Origin of the sequence: Moraxella nasibovis (genome assembly GCF_029581575.1) — a bacterium.
GTDB classification, from domain to species: Bacteria; Pseudomonadota; Gammaproteobacteria; order Pseudomonadales; family Moraxellaceae; genus Moraxella; species Moraxella nasibovis.
This window is the reverse complement of sequence record NZ_CP089975.1, coordinates 2207542-2227058: the sequence shown is the minus strand read 5'-3', so window position 1 is coordinate 2227058 and position 19517 is coordinate 2207542. Positions and strand designations below refer to the sequence as shown.

General features: G+C 46.8%; 17 protein-coding genes. 14 read left to right on the top strand and 3 right to left on the bottom strand.

Going from position 1 to position 19517, the window contains the following annotated elements; translation table 11 throughout:
• Positions 1-690 precede the first annotated feature (690 nt).
• The 11 genes from rpmH (at position 691) to thrC (ending at position 11391) form a co-directional block, all read left to right on the top strand.
• Positions 691-825 carry a 50S ribosomal protein L34 gene (gene rpmH, locus LU290_RS10640; protein ID WP_003662232.1) on the top strand — a complete coding sequence of 45 codons (135 nt, stop codon included), beginning with the start codon at positions 691-693 and terminating at the stop codon, positions 823-825.
• 184 nt (positions 826-1009) lie between these two features.
• Positions 1010-1375: a ribonuclease P protein component gene (gene rnpA / locus LU290_RS10635; protein WP_277808546.1), complete on the top strand. Its 366-nt coding sequence runs from the start codon at positions 1010-1012 to the stop codon at positions 1373-1375.
• Positions 1369-1719 carry a membrane protein insertion efficiency factor YidD gene (gene yidD / locus LU290_RS10630; protein WP_277808545.1) on the top strand — a complete coding sequence of 117 codons (351 nt, stop codon included), beginning with the start codon at positions 1369-1371 and terminating at the stop codon, positions 1717-1719. The genes rnpA and yidD overlap by 7 nt, the downstream gene beginning before the upstream one ends.
• Before the next feature lie 131 nt (positions 1720-1850).
• Positions 1851-3491 carry a membrane protein insertase YidC gene (yidC, locus tag LU290_RS10625; RefSeq protein ID WP_277808544.1) on the top strand — a complete coding sequence of 547 codons (1641 nt, stop codon included), beginning with the start codon at positions 1851-1853 and terminating at the stop codon, positions 3489-3491.
• A 132-nt stretch (positions 3492-3623) separates the two neighbouring features.
• Positions 3624-5027: a tRNA uridine-5-carboxymethylaminomethyl(34) synthesis GTPase MnmE gene (gene mnmE, locus LU290_RS10620; protein ID WP_277808543.1), complete on the top strand. Its 1404-nt coding sequence runs from the start codon at positions 3624-3626 to the stop codon at positions 5025-5027.
• A 9-nt stretch (positions 5028-5036) separates the two neighbouring features.
• Positions 5037-5504 (top strand): transcriptional regulator NrdR, encoded by a 468-nt coding sequence (gene nrdR / locus LU290_RS10615; protein WP_277808542.1) that lies wholly within the window; start codon positions 5037-5039, stop codon positions 5502-5504.
• A 1-nt stretch (position 5505) separates the two neighbouring features.
• Positions 5506-6579 carry a bifunctional diaminohydroxyphosphoribosylaminopyrimidine deaminase/5-amino-6-(5-phosphoribosylamino)uracil reductase RibD gene (gene ribD / locus LU290_RS10610; protein ID WP_277808541.1) on the top strand — a complete coding sequence of 358 codons (1074 nt, stop codon included), beginning with the start codon at positions 5506-5508 and terminating at the stop codon, positions 6577-6579.
• 268 nt (positions 6580-6847) lie between these two features.
• The gene (locus tag LU290_RS10605) at positions 6848-7513 is read left to right on the top strand and encodes a riboflavin synthase (protein ID WP_277808540.1); all 666 of its coding nucleotides are present in this window, start codon (positions 6848-6850) and stop codon (positions 7511-7513) included.
• Between the two features lie 37 nt (positions 7514-7550).
• Complete coding sequence (gene fmt, locus LU290_RS10600; RefSeq protein ID WP_277808539.1) at positions 7551-8561, top strand: methionyl-tRNA formyltransferase; 1011 nt, start codon at positions 7551-7553, stop codon at positions 8559-8561.
• Positions 8539-9888 (top strand): 16S rRNA (cytosine(967)-C(5))-methyltransferase RsmB, encoded by a 1350-nt coding sequence (rsmB, locus tag LU290_RS10595; RefSeq protein WP_277808538.1) that lies wholly within the window; start codon positions 8539-8541, stop codon positions 9886-9888. Before fmt ends, rsmB begins: the two co-directional genes overlap by 23 nt.
• Before the next feature lie 87 nt (positions 9889-9975).
• Positions 9976-11391 (top strand): threonine synthase, encoded by a 1416-nt coding sequence (gene thrC / locus LU290_RS10590; protein WP_277808537.1) that lies wholly within the window; start codon positions 9976-9978, stop codon positions 11389-11391.
• 189 nt (positions 11392-11580) lie between these two features.
• Here the strand turns inward: thrC and LU290_RS10585 are convergent, their stop codons facing one another.
• Complete coding sequence (locus LU290_RS10585) at positions 11581-12582, bottom strand: IS110 family RNA-guided transposase (RefSeq protein ID WP_277807698.1); 1002 nt, start codon at positions 12580-12582, stop codon at positions 11581-11583.
• 385 nt (positions 12583-12967) lie between these two features.
• On the opposite strand from LU290_RS10585, the gene dprA reads away from it, so the two are divergent.
• The 3 genes from dprA to LU290_RS10570 all read left to right on the top strand — a co-directional run bounded on the left by dprA (position 12968) and on the right by LU290_RS10570 (position 17478).
• The gene (gene dprA / locus LU290_RS10580) at positions 12968-14164 is read left to right on the top strand and encodes a DNA-processing protein DprA (RefSeq protein WP_277808536.1); all 1197 of its coding nucleotides are present in this window, start codon (positions 12968-12970) and stop codon (positions 14162-14164) included.
• Positions 14151-14777, top strand: a complete 627-nt coding sequence (locus LU290_RS10575) for an L-threonylcarbamoyladenylate synthase (RefSeq protein ID WP_277808535.1) — start codon at positions 14151-14153, stop codon at positions 14775-14777. The genes dprA and LU290_RS10575 overlap by 14 nt, the downstream gene beginning before the upstream one ends.
• Positions 14778-14910: 133 nt before the next feature.
• Positions 14911-17478 (top strand): TonB-dependent receptor, encoded by a 2568-nt coding sequence (locus LU290_RS10570; protein WP_277808534.1) that lies wholly within the window; start codon positions 14911-14913, stop codon positions 17476-17478.
• Between the two features lie 76 nt (positions 17479-17554).
• Here LU290_RS10570 and LU290_RS10565 read toward each other — a convergent pair whose 3' ends face one another.
• Both LU290_RS10565 and ribB read right to left on the bottom strand, forming a co-directional pair.
• Positions 17555-17803 carry a GlsB/YeaQ/YmgE family stress response membrane protein gene (locus tag LU290_RS10565; RefSeq protein ID WP_277808533.1) on the bottom strand — a complete coding sequence of 83 codons (249 nt, stop codon included), beginning with the start codon at positions 17801-17803 and terminating at the stop codon, positions 17555-17557.
• 227 nt (positions 17804-18030) lie between these two features.
• Positions 18031-19119 carry a 3,4-dihydroxy-2-butanone-4-phosphate synthase gene (ribB, locus tag LU290_RS10560; RefSeq protein WP_277808532.1) on the bottom strand — a complete coding sequence of 363 codons (1089 nt, stop codon included), beginning with the start codon at positions 19117-19119 and terminating at the stop codon, positions 18031-18033.
• Positions 19120-19517 lie beyond the last annotated feature (398 nt).

The window sequence follows — 19517 nt, the reverse complement described above, 5'->3', positions numbered from 1 at the left end:
CTCATCAATCCTTCATATATTGATTTAAAAATCTAAACAGACAGTTAAATCAAAATAAATTTAGAAAAAATAATTATTCTATTAAGACTTTATACAAGAAAAGCAGAAAATCTCTATACTTACTCAAAATGTGCGCAAATATTAGCACAATTTTTTAAAATTTCAAAGAAAAATTTTCTGTGGATAACTTTATGGAAAAGACTGTGGATAAGTTGTTTTTGGGAGTAATGCACAGTTTTTAAACATTAAATAAACATATTTTTCCACAATATAAATTTATGATTTTTATAATATTTTTTTAGTTTTCCACAGATATTATGCTTGTTTATTATTACTATCTTTATATTCATAAATCAATAAATGAAAAACGACAAAACTGTGGATAACTTTTAATTTTTTTTGTTTCTGGCAATGCTGGCGCTTATTTTAACAGCCCTGACAAACAAAATAAATGGGCAACCCCACCTCTTTTTGGGACAGGTTTTACCATCTTAATTGAGCATTGAACAAATAACGCCATCTTTGTCTTGACATAATAGACGGGCTTTGATAAAATTGTGCGGTTTTTCATGATATTTGGTGAAAAACATTGAATGAAACCGCCACAGTTGTTAAGCTGCGGCACAAAAAAGTCTTCACTTATCAGGCTTCTGCAGAGCTTAGTGATGCCTATCAACCTTAAGGTGTATTATGAAACGTACTTTTCAACCAAGCGTATTGAAGCGCAAGCGTACCCACGGTTTCCGTGCTCGTATGGCCACTAAAAAAGGTCGTCAAGTTCTAGCACGCCGCCGTGCTAAAGGTCGCCATCGTTTGACTGTGTAATCACAAAACAGCGATGAATAAAAAAGCACCATTATTGGTGCTTTTTTTTGTATCTGTCGTTTGCTTTCCATACCTACCCCTTTTCCGCTCACGCAAGCTTTTGTGCGACTCCCTTGGTGAGCTGGGGTGGTAATTTTCAGGCTTGCTTGATATACTGAGCGTTTTTAAACCCAAAAGGGCTGCCATGATCCCCTCTTTATTTTGCTTTGATAAGTCCAAAAGGCTGCTAAAACCTGCCGAGTTTAAGGCGGTGTTTGATGCACCCATCAAAAAAATTCACTCCGAGCACTGTTTGATCTTTGTCAAAAATAATGACAAAAACACCCCAAGGCTTGGACTTGCCATCACCAAAAAAAAGCTTAAGCACGCCGTCATGCGTAATCATTTAAAGCGTGTCACCAAAGAAGCGTTTCGACTCAACCAAAATGAGCTGGCGTGTGTTGATCTTGTGCTTATTGTTAAGAAAAGCTACACAAAAGACTGCGATATTTTTACTGAGATCACCCAGCTTTTTGAAACAGTTAAGATTAAATACGGCCGTTCATGTTAAAGCGCATCTTTTTGGGCGTAATCCGTTTTTATCAAAAAGCCATCAGTCCTTTGCTGCCTGCCCGCTGCCGCTATTACCCAACCTGCTCAGAGTATGGTCGGCAGGCGTTCATCTGGCACGGCACCAAGATGGGGCTGATGCTGACGATCAGGCGGGTGCTTAGCTGCCATCCTTGGGGTGGGCATGGCGTGGATTTTGTGCCAGTGCCGATGTATGCCTACCGCTATCACAGTGCGGATGCTGCCTTGATGTTGGGTTTTGGTGTGTATGTTGGCGCTCACGACTATGCTTCTCGGCTAAATTGGCTGATGAAAGTAGGGCTTTGTGATGGCGTTTCTTGCTAAGTTTGCAAATATTTTCTAGGATTTTGCACAAAAGTTTAGTAAAATAAAGGGTTTGTTTTAGAAAATTTATTGACGAATTTTGATCACAGCACGCTTGATGTGTGCCCAAACGCATTGTTAGGAATCATTCCATGCAAAAAATTCTTCGGATTTTAATCATCATTGCCATTTTAATCACGACTTATCTGCTCGTGCTGGCTTGGCGTGATGATATGGCTAACGCCCCCAAAGTTGCACCAGTGGCGACTCAGACGACAGGTGCAGATGTGCCAAATGCCACCTTGGGTGATGTGCCAGCCACCGCCAACACCATCTCAACCGATGCGCCAGCAGCGACCTCATCTGCGCTCATCAGCGTCTCCACCGACCGCTATGACATCCGCATCGACCCTGTTGGTGGCGACATCGTGCATGCCGCCTTAAAGCAGTATGATGCCACACTCAATAGCCCAGAGCGCTTTGTACTGCTTGAATCTCAGGCTCGCACTTATGTGGCGCAGTCAGGTTTGATTGGGCAAAATGGTATCGACACCTCGGCGGGGCGTGCCACTTACACCTCGCCGCAGACTCACTATGAGATGGGTAGTGCTGGAGTGCTTGAAGTGCCGCTGACGCACCAACAAGATGGCGTCACCATCACCAAGACTTACACCTTTAAGGCAGGTGAATACCCCATCAATCTAAGCTATAACATCAACAATGCGTCACAGGCTGCTTGGCAGGGTCAAATGTATGCGCAGTTAAAGCGTGACAACAGCTCAGACCCTGGGGTTGAAGACAAGGGCATGATGGGTATGGCGACTTATCTTGGCGGCGCTTGGGGCACACCTGAAGACCCGTACAATAAGCTGAAATTTGCCGACTTTAATGATGGCAAGCTTAATGTCGTCAGCCGTGATGGCTGGGTGGGCATCATTCAGCATTATTTTGTGTCTGCATGGACGCCAGGTGATTTTGATGCGCAGTTTTATAGCCGTGACAACGGTGGCGATCATTTCATCGGCTTTAACAGCCCCTTGATCAATGTCGGTGCTGGCAAGCAGATCACGATGGATGCCACGCTGTACGCAGGTCCTAAGGTGCAAAAAGAGCTTGCGCCTGTGGCGGCAGGTCTTGAAAAGACGGTCGATTATGGTCTGCTGTGGCCGATCTCTAAGACCTTGTTTGCCGTGCTAGAAGCGCTTCATAAGGTGCTTGGCAACTGGGGTTGGGCAATCATTGGTTTGACCATTTTGGTAAAAATCGCCTTATTCTGGCTGTCTAATAAGAGCTATGTCTCGATGGCAAAAATGCGTGCCATCGCCCCAAAGCTACAAGCCCTTAAAGAAAAGCATGGCGACGACCGCATGGCGATGAGCCAAGAGATGATGCAGCTGTATCGTGATGAGAAGGTCAATCCGATGGCGGGCTGTCTGCCGATTCTGATTCAAATGCCGATTTTCCTAGGGTTGTACTGGTGTTTGGTTGAGTCTGTGGAGCTGCGTCATGCGCCGTGGATTTTGTGGATTAAGGACTTGTCTGCGATGGATCCTTGGTTCATTCTACCCATCATCATGGGTGCGACCATGTTCATTCAGCAGCTATTAAACCCACAGCCTACCGACCCAATGCAAGCAAAGGTGATGAAAATCATGCCGCTGATTTTTGCTGCGTTTATGCTGTTTTTCCCAGCAGGTCTGGTGCTTTACTGGACGGTGAATAACCTGTTTAGTATGGTGCATCAGCACTGGGTAAATAAGCGTGTTGAAAAGCAAATGCAAGCAAGAGTGTGATCTTGATTGCCTAACTTGGAAAATCCCGTCATGATGGCGGGATTTTTTTTGTGCTGATTTTCCCAAAATTTTCACTAAAAATGCTACAATATAAGGTTGATTAAAAGTTAGAGTGTCAAATTGAGCCATATCATGTCCAACACCAACGCCACCACACCCATGCAGCCAACCATCGCTGCCATCGCCACGCCCATCGGTCAGGGCGGCGTGGGTGTGATTCGTCTGTCAGGGCGTACCGCATACGCCATCGGCTGTGCCATGTCCGATAAAGCCACGCTTACGCCACGCCACGCCCATTTTGCCAAATTCAAAGACGCACAAGGGGCGACCATCGATGAAGGGGTGGTGATTTATTTTAAAGCACCGCATTCATTCACTGGCGAGGATGTGGTGGAGATTCAGGGGCATGGCGGTGTCGTGCTACAAAATCTGCTGCTTGCTCGCTGTTTTGAGCTGGGGGCAAGACAGGCGACCGCAGGCGAATTTTCCATGCGCGCCTTTGAAAATGACAAGATTGATTTGGTGCAGGCTGAGGCGATTTCTGATGCCATCAGTGCCACTTCCATTGCCCAAGCGACCAGTGCGATTCGCTCGTTGTCTGGGGAATTTTCTAATAAAATCAATGAGTTGCTTGAAAAATTGACCACGCTGCGTCTGTATGTGGAGGCGAGCATTGATTTTCCTGATGAAGAAGATGTGGATTTTTTGTCCGATGGTGTGATCGAAAATAAAATCAACGACATTTTGGCGAAATTGGACGGTATTTTGGCGACCGCTGAGCAAGGACAGCTCTTGCGTGATGGTGTGCAGGTGGTGCTGGCAGGTAAGCCTAATGCAGGCAAATCCAGCCTGCTCAATCGTCTGGCGGGCGTGGAGCGTGCCATCGTAACCGATGTGGCAGGGACGACTCGTGATACGCTAGAAGAGCGTGTGAATCTGGACGGTTTGACGGTGCATTTGACGGATACGGCAGGTCTAAGGCAGACTGATGATAAGGTTGAACAAATTGGCATTCATCGTGCCATCGATGCGATCAGTCGGGCGGATGTACTATTGATGGTTTATGATGCGGCGGCTGAAAAAGACCCAGTGGCGTTGGCAAAAGAGCTATTTGCCACCGAAAACTTTGACGATGTGTCAAAAAAACTACTGATGGTCGCCAATAAATCTGATTTGTTGCAGGATTTGAATGTTTCATGTGAAACTTTTGATGTGGCTGGGGTGGATATTGCGCCAGTTTATGTTTCATGTGAAACAGGCTTTGGTATTGATGAGCTGATCGCAAAACTTAAAGATAAAGTAGGCTTTCATCCGCCAGAAAACAGCTTGATTGCTCGTACCAGACACATTGACGCACTCAAGCGTGCCAAGGCTCACACGCTGGACGCTAAGGAACAGCTGACCGTGTTTTTTGCAGGCGAATTGGTGGCAGAAAGCCTAAGATTGTCTCAGCAGGCACTGGGTGAGATTACAGGGCAAATGTCGGCGGATGAGCTTTTGGGTAAGATTTTTTCAAGTTTTTGTATTGGAAAGTAAAGGGTTAAAATGTACTGTCCTTATTGTAATGCGATAGATACCAAAGTGATGGATTCTCGACTGGCAGCAGCAGGTGCGCAGGTGCGCCGCCGCCGTCAATGCACGGAGTGTGGCGAGCGTTTTACGACTTTTGAGGTGGTGGAAGTGGTGATGCCACGCATCATCAAGTCAAACGGTCGTATTGAGCCTTATGATCAAAACAAACTTAGACGCTCCATTTCGCTGCCGCTGCAAAAGCGCCCCGTCACCACCGATGAAATCGATGCCACCATCGGTCGCATTGAGCATAAACTTCGCAACATGGGCGAGCGTGAGGTGTCTAGCAAGATCTTGGGTGAGGTGGTCATGCTTGAGCTTAAATCATTGGACGATGTTGCTTATGTGCGTTTTGCCAGTATTTATCGAGATTTTCAGGACATTGCGGCATTTCAGGCAGAGCTTGCCAATATCCATGCGGATTTGACGGCTGAGAAATGACATGAATGAGCTGTTATTGAGCGAGCAAATGAGCGGTCAAAATCACACATCAGCCGATGTGTATTATATGAATTTGGCAATCGCTGAGGCGAAAAAAGGGCGTTTTACCACCAAGCCAAATCCGAATGTCGGCTGTGTCATTGTTAAAGATAACTTAATAATTGGTCGTGGATTTCACCCAAAGGCAGGACTGCCACACGCTGAAATTTATGCATTAAATGACGCAAAAAATCAGGGTTTTGATGTGGCTGGGGCGACCGCTTATGTGACGCTTGAGCCGTGCAGTCATACAGGCAGAACGCCACCCTGTGCCGATGCGTTGATTAAATCAGGCGTGGCACGAGTGGTGGTGGCTTGTCTTGATGCCAATCCTTTGGTGGCAGGCTCTGGCATTCGTAAGCTGACCGATGCAGGTATTCAGGTAAGTGTCGGTGTTTGCCAAGAGGCGGCGTACGCACTGAATGTAGGGTTTTTGACCGCCATGCAGACAGGCAAGCCTTATGTTCGGCTTAAGATGGCGATGAGTCTGGATGGTCGCACCGCCATGAAAAGTGGCGAATCTAAGTGGATCACAGGCGATGAGGCCAGAGAAGATGTGCAAACACTGCGTGCAATCAGTGCTGCCATCATCACAGGTTCTGGCACGGTGATGGCTGACGATCCCGCCCTATCCGTGCGTTCGGATCGCTTGGGTGTGCCTGTTGCTGGTATCGTTCAGCCGACTGTCGTGGTGGCGGATAGAAGTGCTCGCTTAACTTATGACAGTGATTATCAGCTATTTAAACGCTCAGATGTACTGCTTTGGCGAGAGGATTTGCCTAGCTTGCTAAGCCAACTTAAACAGCAACAGTGCTATGATGTACTGGTGGAGTCTGGCGGACGACTGGCGGGGGCTTTTATTGAGGCGGATTTGGTGGATGAGCTGATCATTTATCAAGCACCGTGCATCTTGGGGGCGACAGCTCGCCCTGCCTTTGACTTAACGATAGAAAAGCTCTTTGAACAAAAGCGATTTGCCCTGATGAGTCATGAGCGCATCGGCACTGATTTAAAATTGGTATTTACCAAAACTTGATGAGCTATAAAGTTATCCACAGCTAAAAATGGTGCAACCTAGGGTGTGTTCAGCCAGAATAATTGACTGTGGATAAGTTGGTTGTGTTTACGGGTATGTTTTGGATTTTTATTTTTTAAGTGTTTGATTTTTAATAATAAAATCGAGCAAAAATTTTGATAAATTTTACTAATTTTTACCTGTGGATAAGTTCTTGTTTGCCGCATCATGCAAAGATAAAATATATAACTCCACAAACTTATCCACAGCCCAATAAAAAGAGATAGATATGTTTACAGGAATCATAGAGGCGACTGGCACACTGACGGCCATCACGCCAACAGGTGGTGATGTGAGATTGACCATTCACGCCCCAAATCTTGATTTTGGCGATGTGAAACTTGGCGATTCCATTGCGTCAAATGGCATTTGTTTGACGGTGGTGGCGGTAGATGGCGACAGCTATGCGGTGGATGTTTCACGGGAAACATTGTCCATCACGGCATTGAGCGCTTGGAAGGTGGGCGATACTTTAAACCTTGAAAAGGCGATGTTGCCAACCACGCGTTTTGGCGGTCATATTGTGGCAGGTCATGTGGATGGCGTGGGCAGGATTGCCAAGATTGCCAAAGACGCACGCTCGGTATATATTGAAGTGCTGATTCCGCCTGAGCTGATGAAATACACGGCGGATAAAGGCTCCATCACGGTAGATGGCATCAGCCTAACCACCAACCGCATCAAGCCGTCCGAAAATGTCGTCTGTCTGAACATCATTCCGCACACCGCCGAGATGACGAACATCGCTCGGCATTGGTCGGTGGGGCGAAGTGTGAATGTTGAAGTAGATTTGGTGGCACGATATTTAGAACGCCTAATCGGTGCAAAGTCGGACAATACACCCACCAGTAAGGTAACAGAAGAGCTACTTATTAAAAGTGGGTTTTTTAAATAAAAAGTTTGAATGATTTTGAAAGAATAATGGGAAAATAATGACAACCAATCAAAAAATGCGTGTGGTATTCGCAGGCACGCCAGAGTTTGCCAGAGTCGCCTTACAAAAGCTCATTGATGAGCAGTCGTCTTTAAACATTGACATCGTGGCGGTCTATACACAGCCTGATCGGAAGGCAGGGCGTGGGCAAAAGCTGACTTGCAGCCCTGTCAAAGAGCTGGCAATTGCTCATCATATCCCTGTGGAGCAACCTGTCAGTTTTAGCTTAAAGCATGAAAACGGTCAAAATGCACGGCAAACGCTCGCTGATTATCGTCCCGATGTGATGATTGTGGCGGCGTATGGGCTGATTTTGCCACTGGGCGTGCTAAATACACCAACCTTTGGCTGTTTGAACATTCATGGCTCGCTGCTGCCACGCTGGCGTGGTGCGGCACCGATTCATCGTGCGATTTTGGCAGGCGATGACGAGACGGGCATTACCATCATGCAGATGGCTCAGGGGCTAGATACGGGCGATATGCTTTATAAAATTTCTTATAAAATCAATGAACTAGACACTACGCAAACTTTGCATGACAAACTTGCCGAGCTTGGCGGACAGGCGATTGCAGAAGTGTTAAAAGATTTGCCCAAATATCAAGCGGGTGCCCAAAAACAGGACGAAACTCAAGCAAATTACGCTCAAAAAATCACCACCGAAGAAGGGCAAATTGACTGGACAAAATCCGCCTTCGCCATCGCTCGCCAAATCCGTGCGTTAAACGCTTATACCTTTATTGATGGCGAGCGTGTGAAAGTCCTTGAATGCTTGCCAATCAAAGCCGATCAGCTTAGCACGCAAAATGCTGGCAGGGTCGTCAGCGTGGGCAAAAAAGCGATTTTGGTTGCTTGTGGCGATGATGACGGTAAACAGCATTTGATTAACATCACCAAAATGCAGTGGGCAGGTGGCAAGCCCTTAAGTGCTGAGCAAATCGCGGTGGGTGATAAATTGCAAGATGGGCAAATGCTTGGCGTGGCAGATGGGGCAAATCGTGAAGTCTGAACAAAAGCTCTCTGTCCGCGCCAATGTCATTTTAACGCTTGAAAAAATCCATCAGGGACAGTCTTTGTCGCTGTTGTTAGATGGTTTTTTGGGCAATGTGAGCGACAACGAGCGGGGCTTTGCTCATGAGCTGTTGCTTGGCACGCTCCGCCAGTGGCACGCCATCAATCGTATTGGCGAGAGTTTGATCAAGACACCGCCTACCGATGTGGGCATGATTTGTGCGTTGAATATGGGGCTGTATGAGCTACTTTATATGACCACGCCAGAGTATGCCACCATCAACGAAACCTTAAACGCCCTAAAAGCGGTTGATAAAAATTATGGCGTAGGACTGGTCAATGCCATCTTGCGAAAAGTGGCAAGTAGCCGTGAAAAATACCGCAAAAAGGTTGATAAAAATCACAGCTTACCCAACTGGCTTGCCAAGCAAATCAAGCAGGACTGGGGTGTAGAACACCAAGAATATTATGAGCTTTTGGGGCAAAATCTGCGTCAATCCGCCCCTGTGTTTTTAAGAGTGAATGCCAAATTTACCAGCGTGCATGAGTACGCAAAATTACTCACTCAGGCGAACATCGCTCATCAAATCGTGCCACTTGGCATGGCAGATGCGTCCGCCATTAGGCTTAAAGGCAGCGTCAAAATCCAAAACCTGCCACATTTTGCCGATGGCTGGGTCAGCGTCCAAGACCGCCATGCTCAGCTTTGTGGGCATATTTTGGCAGGTCTGAATTTGCCGTCTTTTTCATTGCTTGATGCTTGCACTGCCCCTGGTGGTAAGCTGGCACAGATGCTTGAATTGTCAAAAGCTGGGGTGTTCCACATGAAACATACCGTCGCACTGGATAATGACGAACGCCGATTACAGCGAGTGCATGAGAATTTGGCTCGCTTACAGCTCACAGACCAAGCTGACATCATCTGCACCGATGGACGAGCATATCAGGCGGATACACCCTTTGATGTGATTGTGCTTGATGCCCCTTGTACGGCGACAGGTGTGGTGCGTCGCCACCCTGACATTGCACTACTGCGTGATGAGTCTGATGTTGAGCAGACGGTCAGACTGCAAAGCGAAATTTTGGTGAATTTGTGGCAACAGCTGGCGGTGGGCGGTTATTTATTATATGTTACCTGCTCGCTATTAAAGGCGGAAAATGAGAGCCAGTTGCTTGATTTTTTGGCAAAAAATACCAACGCCAAAGTGGTGGATTTCACCCTAAATCTACCCAACCAAATCAAGCAAGCGGTCGGCTATCAGTGCCTACCATTGCACGCAGATGATGGCGATGGTTTTTATTATGGCTTATTACAAAAACTGTAAGAAGTGGCGTTTGATAAAATTTTAGTTTTTGCTTAAAAATTATGCTAAAATTTGAGTTATTGATTTTGTAAAATATGGGATAAAAGTATGAAATACATCAGCACTCGTGGGCAGACCGCCCCCATGTCATTTAGCGATGTTCTGCTTATGGGGCTTGCGCCTGATGGCGGCTTGATGTTGCCTGAGAACTATCCGCAGATTGACCGTGCGACTTTGGATGAGTGGCGCCATCTGTCTTATGCCGAGCTTGCCTTTGCCATCATGAGTCTGTTTGCCACTGACATTGAGCAGGTGGATTTAAAGGCGTTGATTGACAAGACTTACACCAAGGCGACCTTTAATAGCGATGACATCACGCCAGTGACTCGCCTGTATGACGATGTTGCTTTGCTTGAATTGTCCAATGGTCCAACGCTTGCCTTTAAAGACATGGCGATGCAGTTTTTGGGTAATGCCTTTGAATATGTGCTAAAACAAAAAAACGAGCGTCTGACCATCATCGGTGCAACTTCAGGCGACACAGGTTCTGCGGCAGAGTACGCCTTGCGTGGCAAAGACAATATTGAAGTGTTCATGATGTCGCCACATGGCAAAATGAGTGCGTTCCAGCGCGCCCAAATGTACAGCCTAGATGACAAAAATATCCACAACATCGCCATTGATGGGATGTTTGATGATTGCCAAGACATCGTGAAGGCACTGCAAGAAGATGCAGATTTTAAGGCGAAGTACAGCCTAGGTACGGTCAATTCTATCAACTGGGGTCGTATTCTTGCCCAAGTGGTTTATTATTTTAAAGGCTATTTTGGGGCGACCGACAGCAATGATGAGACGGTAAGTTTCTGCGTGCCGTCTGGCAACTTTGGCAATGTCTGTGCGGCACACATCGCCAAACAGATGGGCTTGCCGATTGATCGCTTAATCGTGGCGACCAACGAAAACGATGTGTTGAACGAATTTTTCAACACAGGCAAATACGCCCCACGCAAAGCCAGCGAGACTTATGTGACTTCAAGCCCATCAATGGACATCTCCAAAGCGTCTAATTTTGAGCGTTTTGTGTATTTATTGCTGGACAAAGACACCGATAAGGTGCGTGCTTTATTTGGTGATGTCAAGGCGGGTAAGGGCTTTGATGTTAAGGACAAATTGGGCGACATTCAGGGCAGATTTGGCTTTGTGGCGGGCAAATCCACGCACGCTGACCGCCTAAATACCATCAAAAAAGTCCATGCTGAGACAGGTCGCTTGATTGACCCGCACACCGCAGATGGCGTGAAAGTGGCACTGGATGTGAAAAAGGCAGGCGAGAAAATCGTCGTCGCCGAAACGGCATTGCCCATCAAATTTGAAGAGACGATGACCGAGTCTTTGGGCAAGGTGGATTTGCCAAGACCTGCTCACACAGTGGGGCTAGAAGACAAGCCGCAGTTTGTGACGGTGCTGGATAATGACGCGGCACTGGTGGCGGCAGAAATCCAAAAATTTGTCACCGCCAAATAAGCGATTTTGTAAAAACAGCCAGCCATTTGTGTTGGCTGTTTTTCAATGAGTGTGGTTTGGGATTTGATAAAATATACCAACCGAACCGAGAAGGCAATATAGTCGTTTGGGGTGGGTTTTACCCACTGTTTAGGCATAAGCCATTGAATTTTTTGAGATATTGTAGATACCATCTCTCCCCACCCCTTGTCAAGCCATATTATCTATCCTAACTTGTGGGGTGTAGGGAGTTTGGTGTTTGATCACACCAAAGCAGATTTGCACCAATTTACGCATACAAGCACATAAAGCTTGCATTTTGCATTTGCCATTTTGTTGTAAGCGTTCGTATTGGTCTTTAATGTCTGGATTGTACTTGGTGGCAACGACTGCTGCCATATACAGCTTAGCTCTTAATTGAGCATTGCCTGTTTTGGCAAGTCTTGATCTGCCTTTAAACAATCCTGATTCTTGTTGTTTGGGAATCAACCCTAAAAAAGCAGAGACTTGTTTGGCATTGTTAAATTGTTTGGTATTAAACAAACTAAGCATTTGTCTTGACACCACCTGTCCCACTCCTTTGATGCTTTGTAAGAGTGTTTGCTCTTCTTTAAGTTTGGGGTGGTTGTTGATATGAGTGTCAATGTCATCGTTTAATTTGCTGATTGCCAATTTTAATGCCACAATCATCTCGTCAATGGATTGTTTAACAATGGGGGTTGTGTCTGCCACTTCTGCTTTTTCTTTGCGGTTTTCTTCTCGCTGTAAGTCTTCATTTAGAGCATCAAGACGAGAAAGCAAAGACTTTAAATGACGAGCTTCAATACTTGGGGCAATCCAAGCATCAGGGTGGGTGGCTCTGCCATATCTGGCAAGGACAATACTGTCTTTTTTATCTGTCTTTTGTCTTACGCCTAAACTGTCCGCATAGTGTTTGACAAAGGCAGGATTGATGATAGAGACTTTAAAGCCTAAATCGTGTAAATAATACGCCAAAGGTTCGTGATATACCCCTGTGGCTTCCATAATAAGATGAATGTCGTTAAAGCTGACACTTGCACCAAGATTGGTTTTAAGCCAATGAATGATGTGTTCAAAGTCATCAAAGTGATTATTAAAGACTTTGGTTTTGACTTTCATTGTACTTAACTCTTTAAGCCAAGCCACATCCAGCTTGTGCTTGCTAACATCAATACCAACATAATAAGTCATTGTCATCTAGCCTTGTTCATTCAGCGTCATGATTGAAAATCAATCAAGCGCTTGGATACCATTCAGATTGTACGATGATAAGAAAGCTACTTGGGTTTAATCTACGAGACAGCATCAAAGTACTCAGGTTGGGTAGAAACTACCAAGTAACTTAGGGTGATGGTATAATCTACCATGCCATCACCAAGATAGCTAGTCTTGGTGGTGAGATACAAGGTTGGGTTGAGTGCAACGAAAACCCAACAAATTCAAAGACTTGCATTTGAAATGGCAGGCTGTGCCCACCCTACACGATTACCTAATTTTGTGATAACCTTACCATTCATGGGTGCATCACCCATTTTTATGATTTTTAAAATTTAACAACCCTAACTAAGAATTTTTCATGCAATATCAAGCACTTAATCAGCAGGCTGCGGTATTGGCATTGTGGTACATTGTCAATACATCGCTGTCGTCTTATTATAAGCTCATCGATGCCTTTGGCGATGCGAAGTCGGCACTGGCACGGGGGCGGGACTGGCGTTCGCTGTCGGTGCATGCCGCCCATGTCAAACGCTTTGATGATGCCCAAGATGTGCTTGCGTTTGTGGCAAGGGTGTTTGATGAAGTGGCTCGTGGGGCGTATGGGCTGTTGTTTTTGGATGATGAAAAGTATCCAAACCAGCTCAAAAACATCTACGACCCGCCGCCTGTGTTGTTTTATCGTGGCAATGTCGAGCGGTTGGCGGATCGACAGATTGCCATGGTTGGTAGCCGAAATCCCAGCGAGCATGCCCAAAAAATCACTTTTGACATGGCTCAATATCTGGTGCAATCAGGATTTAGCATTACCAGCGGTCTGGCTCAGGGCGTGGATCGTGCGGCACATTTGGGGGCGATGAGTCAGACGGCGGATTTTGGACGCACCATTGGTGTGATGGGGACAGGCATTGATGTGTGTTATCCAAAAAATCACAATGCCCTATTCGCCCAAATCATTCAACAAGGTGGTGTGCTGATTACCGAACTTTTGCCCAGCACGCCTGCCAGTAAGCACACTTTTCCAAGGCGAAACCGCTTGGTGGCAGGGCTGTCTTTGGCGACTGTGGTGACAGAAGCTGCTTTGCAAAGTGGCTCGCTCATCACGGCACGCCTAGCCGCTGAGCAGGGTAAGCAGGTCTTTTGTGTGCCAAGTTTGATTGATAATAAAAATGCCGAAGGCTGCCATCATCTGATTCGTGAAGGGGCGACGCTGATTTATCATCCTGATCAGATTTTGGAAGATTTAAATGGCGAAATTGCTTATGATCATTTGCCAAAGACTTTTACTCGTGGCGAGTCGGCAGCTGATGATGTTAAAACGCCAATGACAAAGTCTGCCATAGAGCCAAACACAAATCCTGCACCAAGCCCTGTCGTGCCATCTGATGTGCCAGAGCATTTGCAAGCGGTGTGGGGCGTGCTTGGCGATGCGTCGCTGGATTTGGACGCATTGGTGGCACGCACGGCGATGGATGCAGGCAGTTTGTTGGCGCAGCTGATGGAGCTTGAAATTTTGGGGTTGGTGTGTCAAGTAGGGGGTCGCTATGGCAGAGCCTAAGGTGTTTATGCCGACACACATGGCTTGGGTGGCGGATTTTGTCAAGGCGGGCGGTGTGCTTGCGTATCCGAGCGAAAGCGTGTGGGGCTTGGGCTGTGATGCGATGAATGCGGCGGCGATTGAGCGAATTTTTGCCCTAAAAGCTCGCCCAGAGCATAAAGGCTTGATCGTGCTGACCGACAGCGTGGAGAAATTAATGCCGCTGCTTGCGGATTTATCCAATAACACTCAGGCACAGCTTGAACAAAAAATGCACACACTGAATGCATCGTTTGACCTAGCAAATGCCAAACAAGCCCAAACTTGGCTTGTGCCTGTGGCAAAATCGGTGCGACTGCCGAAGGTTTTGACGGGTGGTTTTGATACGCTGGCGGTGCGCGTTACCCATCAGCCAAACCTACGCCATCTTTGCCAAGCGATGACAACTGCGGACAATCCTTATGGGTTTTTGGTATCCACCAGTTGCAACCCAAGCGGTCAGCCGTCAGCGACCACTTTGAGCGAGGCGATGGCGTATTTTGGTGAACAAGTCGCTTATTTGGACGATCAGGGTCTAGGCTTTGATCAGCCAAGCCAAATCATTGATATTTTGACTGGTCAAATACTGCGCTAGTTTTTGATTCAGATTTATCAAACCGCTCAAAGGTTTCTTTGGGTGGTTTTTTTATACTTGAAAAAGTTATGTTATTGCATTTATTAACAATGATGTTATAATATTGCCAAATTCTTTTTATTGGGCTAATGTTATGACAAAAATGACAAAAAATGCGCTGTATTTGGCTGTGATGACGGCTTTTTTTGCGCATACGGCACATGCTGATGATGAGGTGTCTGACGAGCCAAGCGTGACGATGGATACGCTGGTGGTGACGGTGAGTGGTGCGGGGACCCAGACTAATTTGCTAGGTCGCAGGGAGAATGTCTCGGATGTAACCGTGCGTGCCAACGAGTTGAAACAGCGAGCCACCACGCTTGGCGATGCTTTGGATGGTGAGCTGGGCATTCATTCCAATCAGTTTGGCGGTGGAGCATCTGCACCGATCATTCGTGGGCAAGAGGGTAAGCGCATCACCATTTTGCAAAACAATGCTGATGTCATCGACATGGCGCACCTGTCACCAGATCATGCGGTCATGGTAGATACTGTACTTGCCAAACAAGCCGAGGTGGTACGAGGGGTGAGTACTTTGCTTTATAAGTCGGGTAATTCGGCAGGGGCGGTAAATATTGTTGATAATAAAATTCCCACAAAAATGCCTGCCAAGCCCATCGTCGGTGAGGCTGGTCTGCGGTTTAATACAGGAAATAACGAAAAGCTTGGCACGGGGGCGATTACTTTTGCGATGGGGCAAAATGTCGCCGTGCATTTAGAAGGTCTTGGCAAATCTGCTGGCAACTACCGCACACCAAACTACGCCTACACCACTTTTGACAATGAAAACCAAATCGACCGCTATGTCAAAGCCCCAGAGCGTCTGGCTGCTTTGGAAAAAGAATGGCAAGCCATTAAAGATGGCACACCGCTTTCTTGGCGAGATAAGACTTATTTTATCAGCGATGAGGCGGGCTATCTAAGACAAAAAGCGATCTTGGAGCAGGATTTATCCACCATTCAAAATTATCATTTTGATCATCTGCCTGAAAGCTGGGCAGATTCAAAATCTGGCAGTTTGGGTGTGTCTTGGATTGGGGATGCAGGCTATGTGGGTGTGGCGGTGAGCGAGCGCAAAGATAAGTACGGCTTGCCTGCGCACAATGCCATCTATGAAGGCTGTGGGGTGATTTCTATCTTTGACAGCCTGTGGGATCGACCATATTTGGCGACTTACCCGCAGCTCATCAATGAAGATGATGTCAATTACATCAACCCACGCCCAGACTGCGCCGACCACGCTCTTGAGAATTTCAACCATTCGCACGGCGTGCACCGAAAGCATGATGGTCACGGTGCGCCATTTGTGGATCTGACCACTCGCCGCTATGATTTGCGCACTGAGTGGGACAACCCTGCGCCATTTGTAGATAAGGTGCGTGCTAATGTGGGCTATGTGGATTATCAGCACGATGAAAAAGAAGGTGATGTCGTCACCACTTCTTTTATGAATAAAGGCAAGGTGGCACGAGTGGAGCTGACGCACACGCCAACCGACCGACTCAAAGCCCTGTGGGGTGTGCAGTACACCGAGCAAGACAACAGCGCCCTATCCACACAAACCGAATGGCGTAAGCGCCAGCTTTTGACCCAAAATGTCCTAAAAAACAAAGCCTTATTTGCAATGGGTCAGTATGATGTGGGCAGTGTGTCGGTTGAATTTGGTACTCGCCTTGAAAAACAAAAGGTGGCGATGGATTATGATACCGACCATATCCAAGACATCATGAAAGAGCGCAGCCGCCTAAGGCTAAACCCAGAAAAGCTACAAGCTGCGATCGATGATGCTTTGGCTGCCACAAAGCCGCATAAGAATACGGCTCGCTCTTATGCGCTGGGCGTGCATTGGAAATTCTTGCCACAATATACACTGTCTTTGAACGCATCGCACCAAGAGCGCCTGCCAAACAGCCAAGAGCTGTACACGCATGGCATGCACCTTGCCACCAATTCTTTTGAGATTGGCAACCGTCATCTCACCAAAGAAAAATCCAATAATTATGAGTTGGGCTTGAAGTTTAATGGCGATAAATTGGACTATGCGGTGGCAGGCTATTTGTACGATTTTGATAATTATATTTATCTGTCCACGATCAACGAATATCTAGGCACAGCCAGAGTCAATCATCTTAAAAAACTCCGCATCAACCGCTATGACCAAAGCCCTGCTAGGTTTTATGGGGTGGAGGCGAAGGTGGGCTATCAGCTAAACGATGTGTATCATGTGTCTGTCTTTGGTGACTATGTCAAAGGCAAGCTGCACGACATGCCGCCGATTGTTTCGGATCTTATTTTGGGTGGGTGGGGCAATCCTGACACCAAAGTCTATTCCGCCCAAGAAGACCGCCACACGCCACGCCTGCCGCCGATGCGTCTGGGGACTCGTGTGAAGGCAGATTTTGATGACAAATGGTCGGGTAGTCTGGAGTATGTACGCACTTTTGATCAAGATAAGATCTCCAAATTTGAGGCGCCGACCAAAGGGCATCATCTGCTCAATTTGGGTCTGACTTACCAAAACTACAAAGATGATCTGGATTATTCTGTGTTCTTTAACGCCAACAACCTGCTTGACGAGAAAGTCTATGCGCACGAGTCGCATCTGTCTTATATCCCGCAGATGGGGCGAAATTTTAGCCTAGGTGTGAATGTCAAATTCTAAGCCGTCTAAGCAAAATACCCGCCAAATAAAAAAAGCAGAAAAAACTTTTCTGCTTTTTTTATAAAATTGCCCAAAATCAGCGTCTGGTACGACCAGCGATCAATTCATAAATGAATAGCACGATGATGGCGCCGATGACCGAGATGATGAGACCGCCGATGCCGCCATCTGTGTGGATGCCAAGTGCGCTTGCGATGAATCCACCCACCGACGCACCGACCATGCCTAGAATGATGGTGAGAATCCAGCCCATGCTGTCTGCACCGGGTTTAATGGCTCGTGCCAACAGACCTACAACCAAACCTACAATAATTGACCAAATCATGATAATTTTCCTATGTTGTTGATTTCTTTAAAATTTATTAAATAAATTTACTAAATAAATTTACCTAGTAAGAGAATTGCTCTTGGGTCAATTATACATAACTTGGGCGGGTTTATTGGTTAAGGTAGGCAAACATTTGTATAAGGTCTGTCTTAAAATTCGCCAATCTGCCCCAAACATGACCAAACTGTAAATTTGTGTGAATGCTTGGGGCAGATTTTGTGATGTTATTTCGGTGCGCTGATGGATTCTACGATGTTTAGGTCAAAGCCTGAGACATTGAATTTGGCAGGGCTTGATAATAGGCGCATGTCTTCTACGCCCAAGAGTTTGAGAATCTGTGCGCCGACACCGATGGTGCGGTAGGGCTCGCTTTCTTCATGCACGCTGCTGTGTTGATGGCATTTGTCTATGGCGGCGCTGACATCGAGCACTCGCCCATCAGCGATCCACAAAAACACGCCTTGTTCGCTGTCTGCGATGGTTTGTAGTGCTAGGCGCATGTCCCAGCCGTCTTTGACATGGGCGCCAAACAGGTCTTTGAGCGGGTTTAGGCTATGTACTCGCACGGTGCTGATGCCATTTTTTGGGTCGCCCTTGACCAAGGCGATGTGCGTCTCGCTGGCGCCATATTCTTTAAAGCGATGTAGTTTGAAAGTGCCAAACTCGGTATCTAGTGTGCTGCTGTCAATGAGTTCGACGGTCTGCTCGTTGGTCAGGCGGTAGTGGATAAGGTCGGCGATGGTGCCGATTTTTAGCCCGTGCTCTTTGGCAAAGATTTCCAGGTCATCACGGCGAGCCATTTCGCCGTCTGGCTTGATGATTTCACAAATCACCGATGATGGCTCAAGCCCCGCTAGGCGTGCCAAGTCGCAGCCCGCCTCGGTGTGTCCTGCTCGGTGCAGCACGCCGCCTTTTTTGGCGATGATGGGGAAAATATGCCCTGGGCTGACGATGTCGGTGGGCTTGGCATAAGGGGCGATGGCACGCTGCACGGTCAGGGCGCGGTCAGTGGCGGAGATACCTGTGGTGACGCCTGTCGCTGCCTCAATGGAGACGGTGAAATTGGTGCTAAACTGTGAGCCATTTTTGTCGCTCATCAGTCCCAGATTAAGCTGTTCGGCACGCTCTTCAGTGATGGTCAGGCACACCAAGCCTCGGGCGTGCGTGATCATGAAATTGATCGCCTCGGGGGTGATGTGACTGGCTGCGATGACGATGTCGCCCTCGTTTTCACGGTCTTCATCGTCCATAAGGATGACCATTTTGCCTGCTTTGATGTCTTCGATGATTTCGGTGGCGGTATTTAGTGCCATGAGCTTTCTGCCTAGTTGTTAAAATTATAAAAGATATGGGGGTGTTTTGCTCATTATAAAGGATGATGGGCGAAATTTGGGAGCTTTTTTGTGGATATTTACTCATCAGTCAGCTTGCCCAGATTTAAAAAGATGAATTGTGGCAGCTTTTGAGGTTAAATGAATAGCATGTATGGTTAATTAACCTCAAAACACATCAGCCAAATTTTACCACCGTAAGGGTGAATGGCATTTGTCCTGATGAATTTACAAACGGCGTATGTGATATGCCAAAAAACCAAAGGGCGTATGCGATGCGTCCCTACAAATCCGTGTCAATTTTTAAGTTCAATTGGTATGCTATACCCACCGAACACAAAATTACCACAGAATTGTTTTTTTGGTGGGGTGGGGTGTTA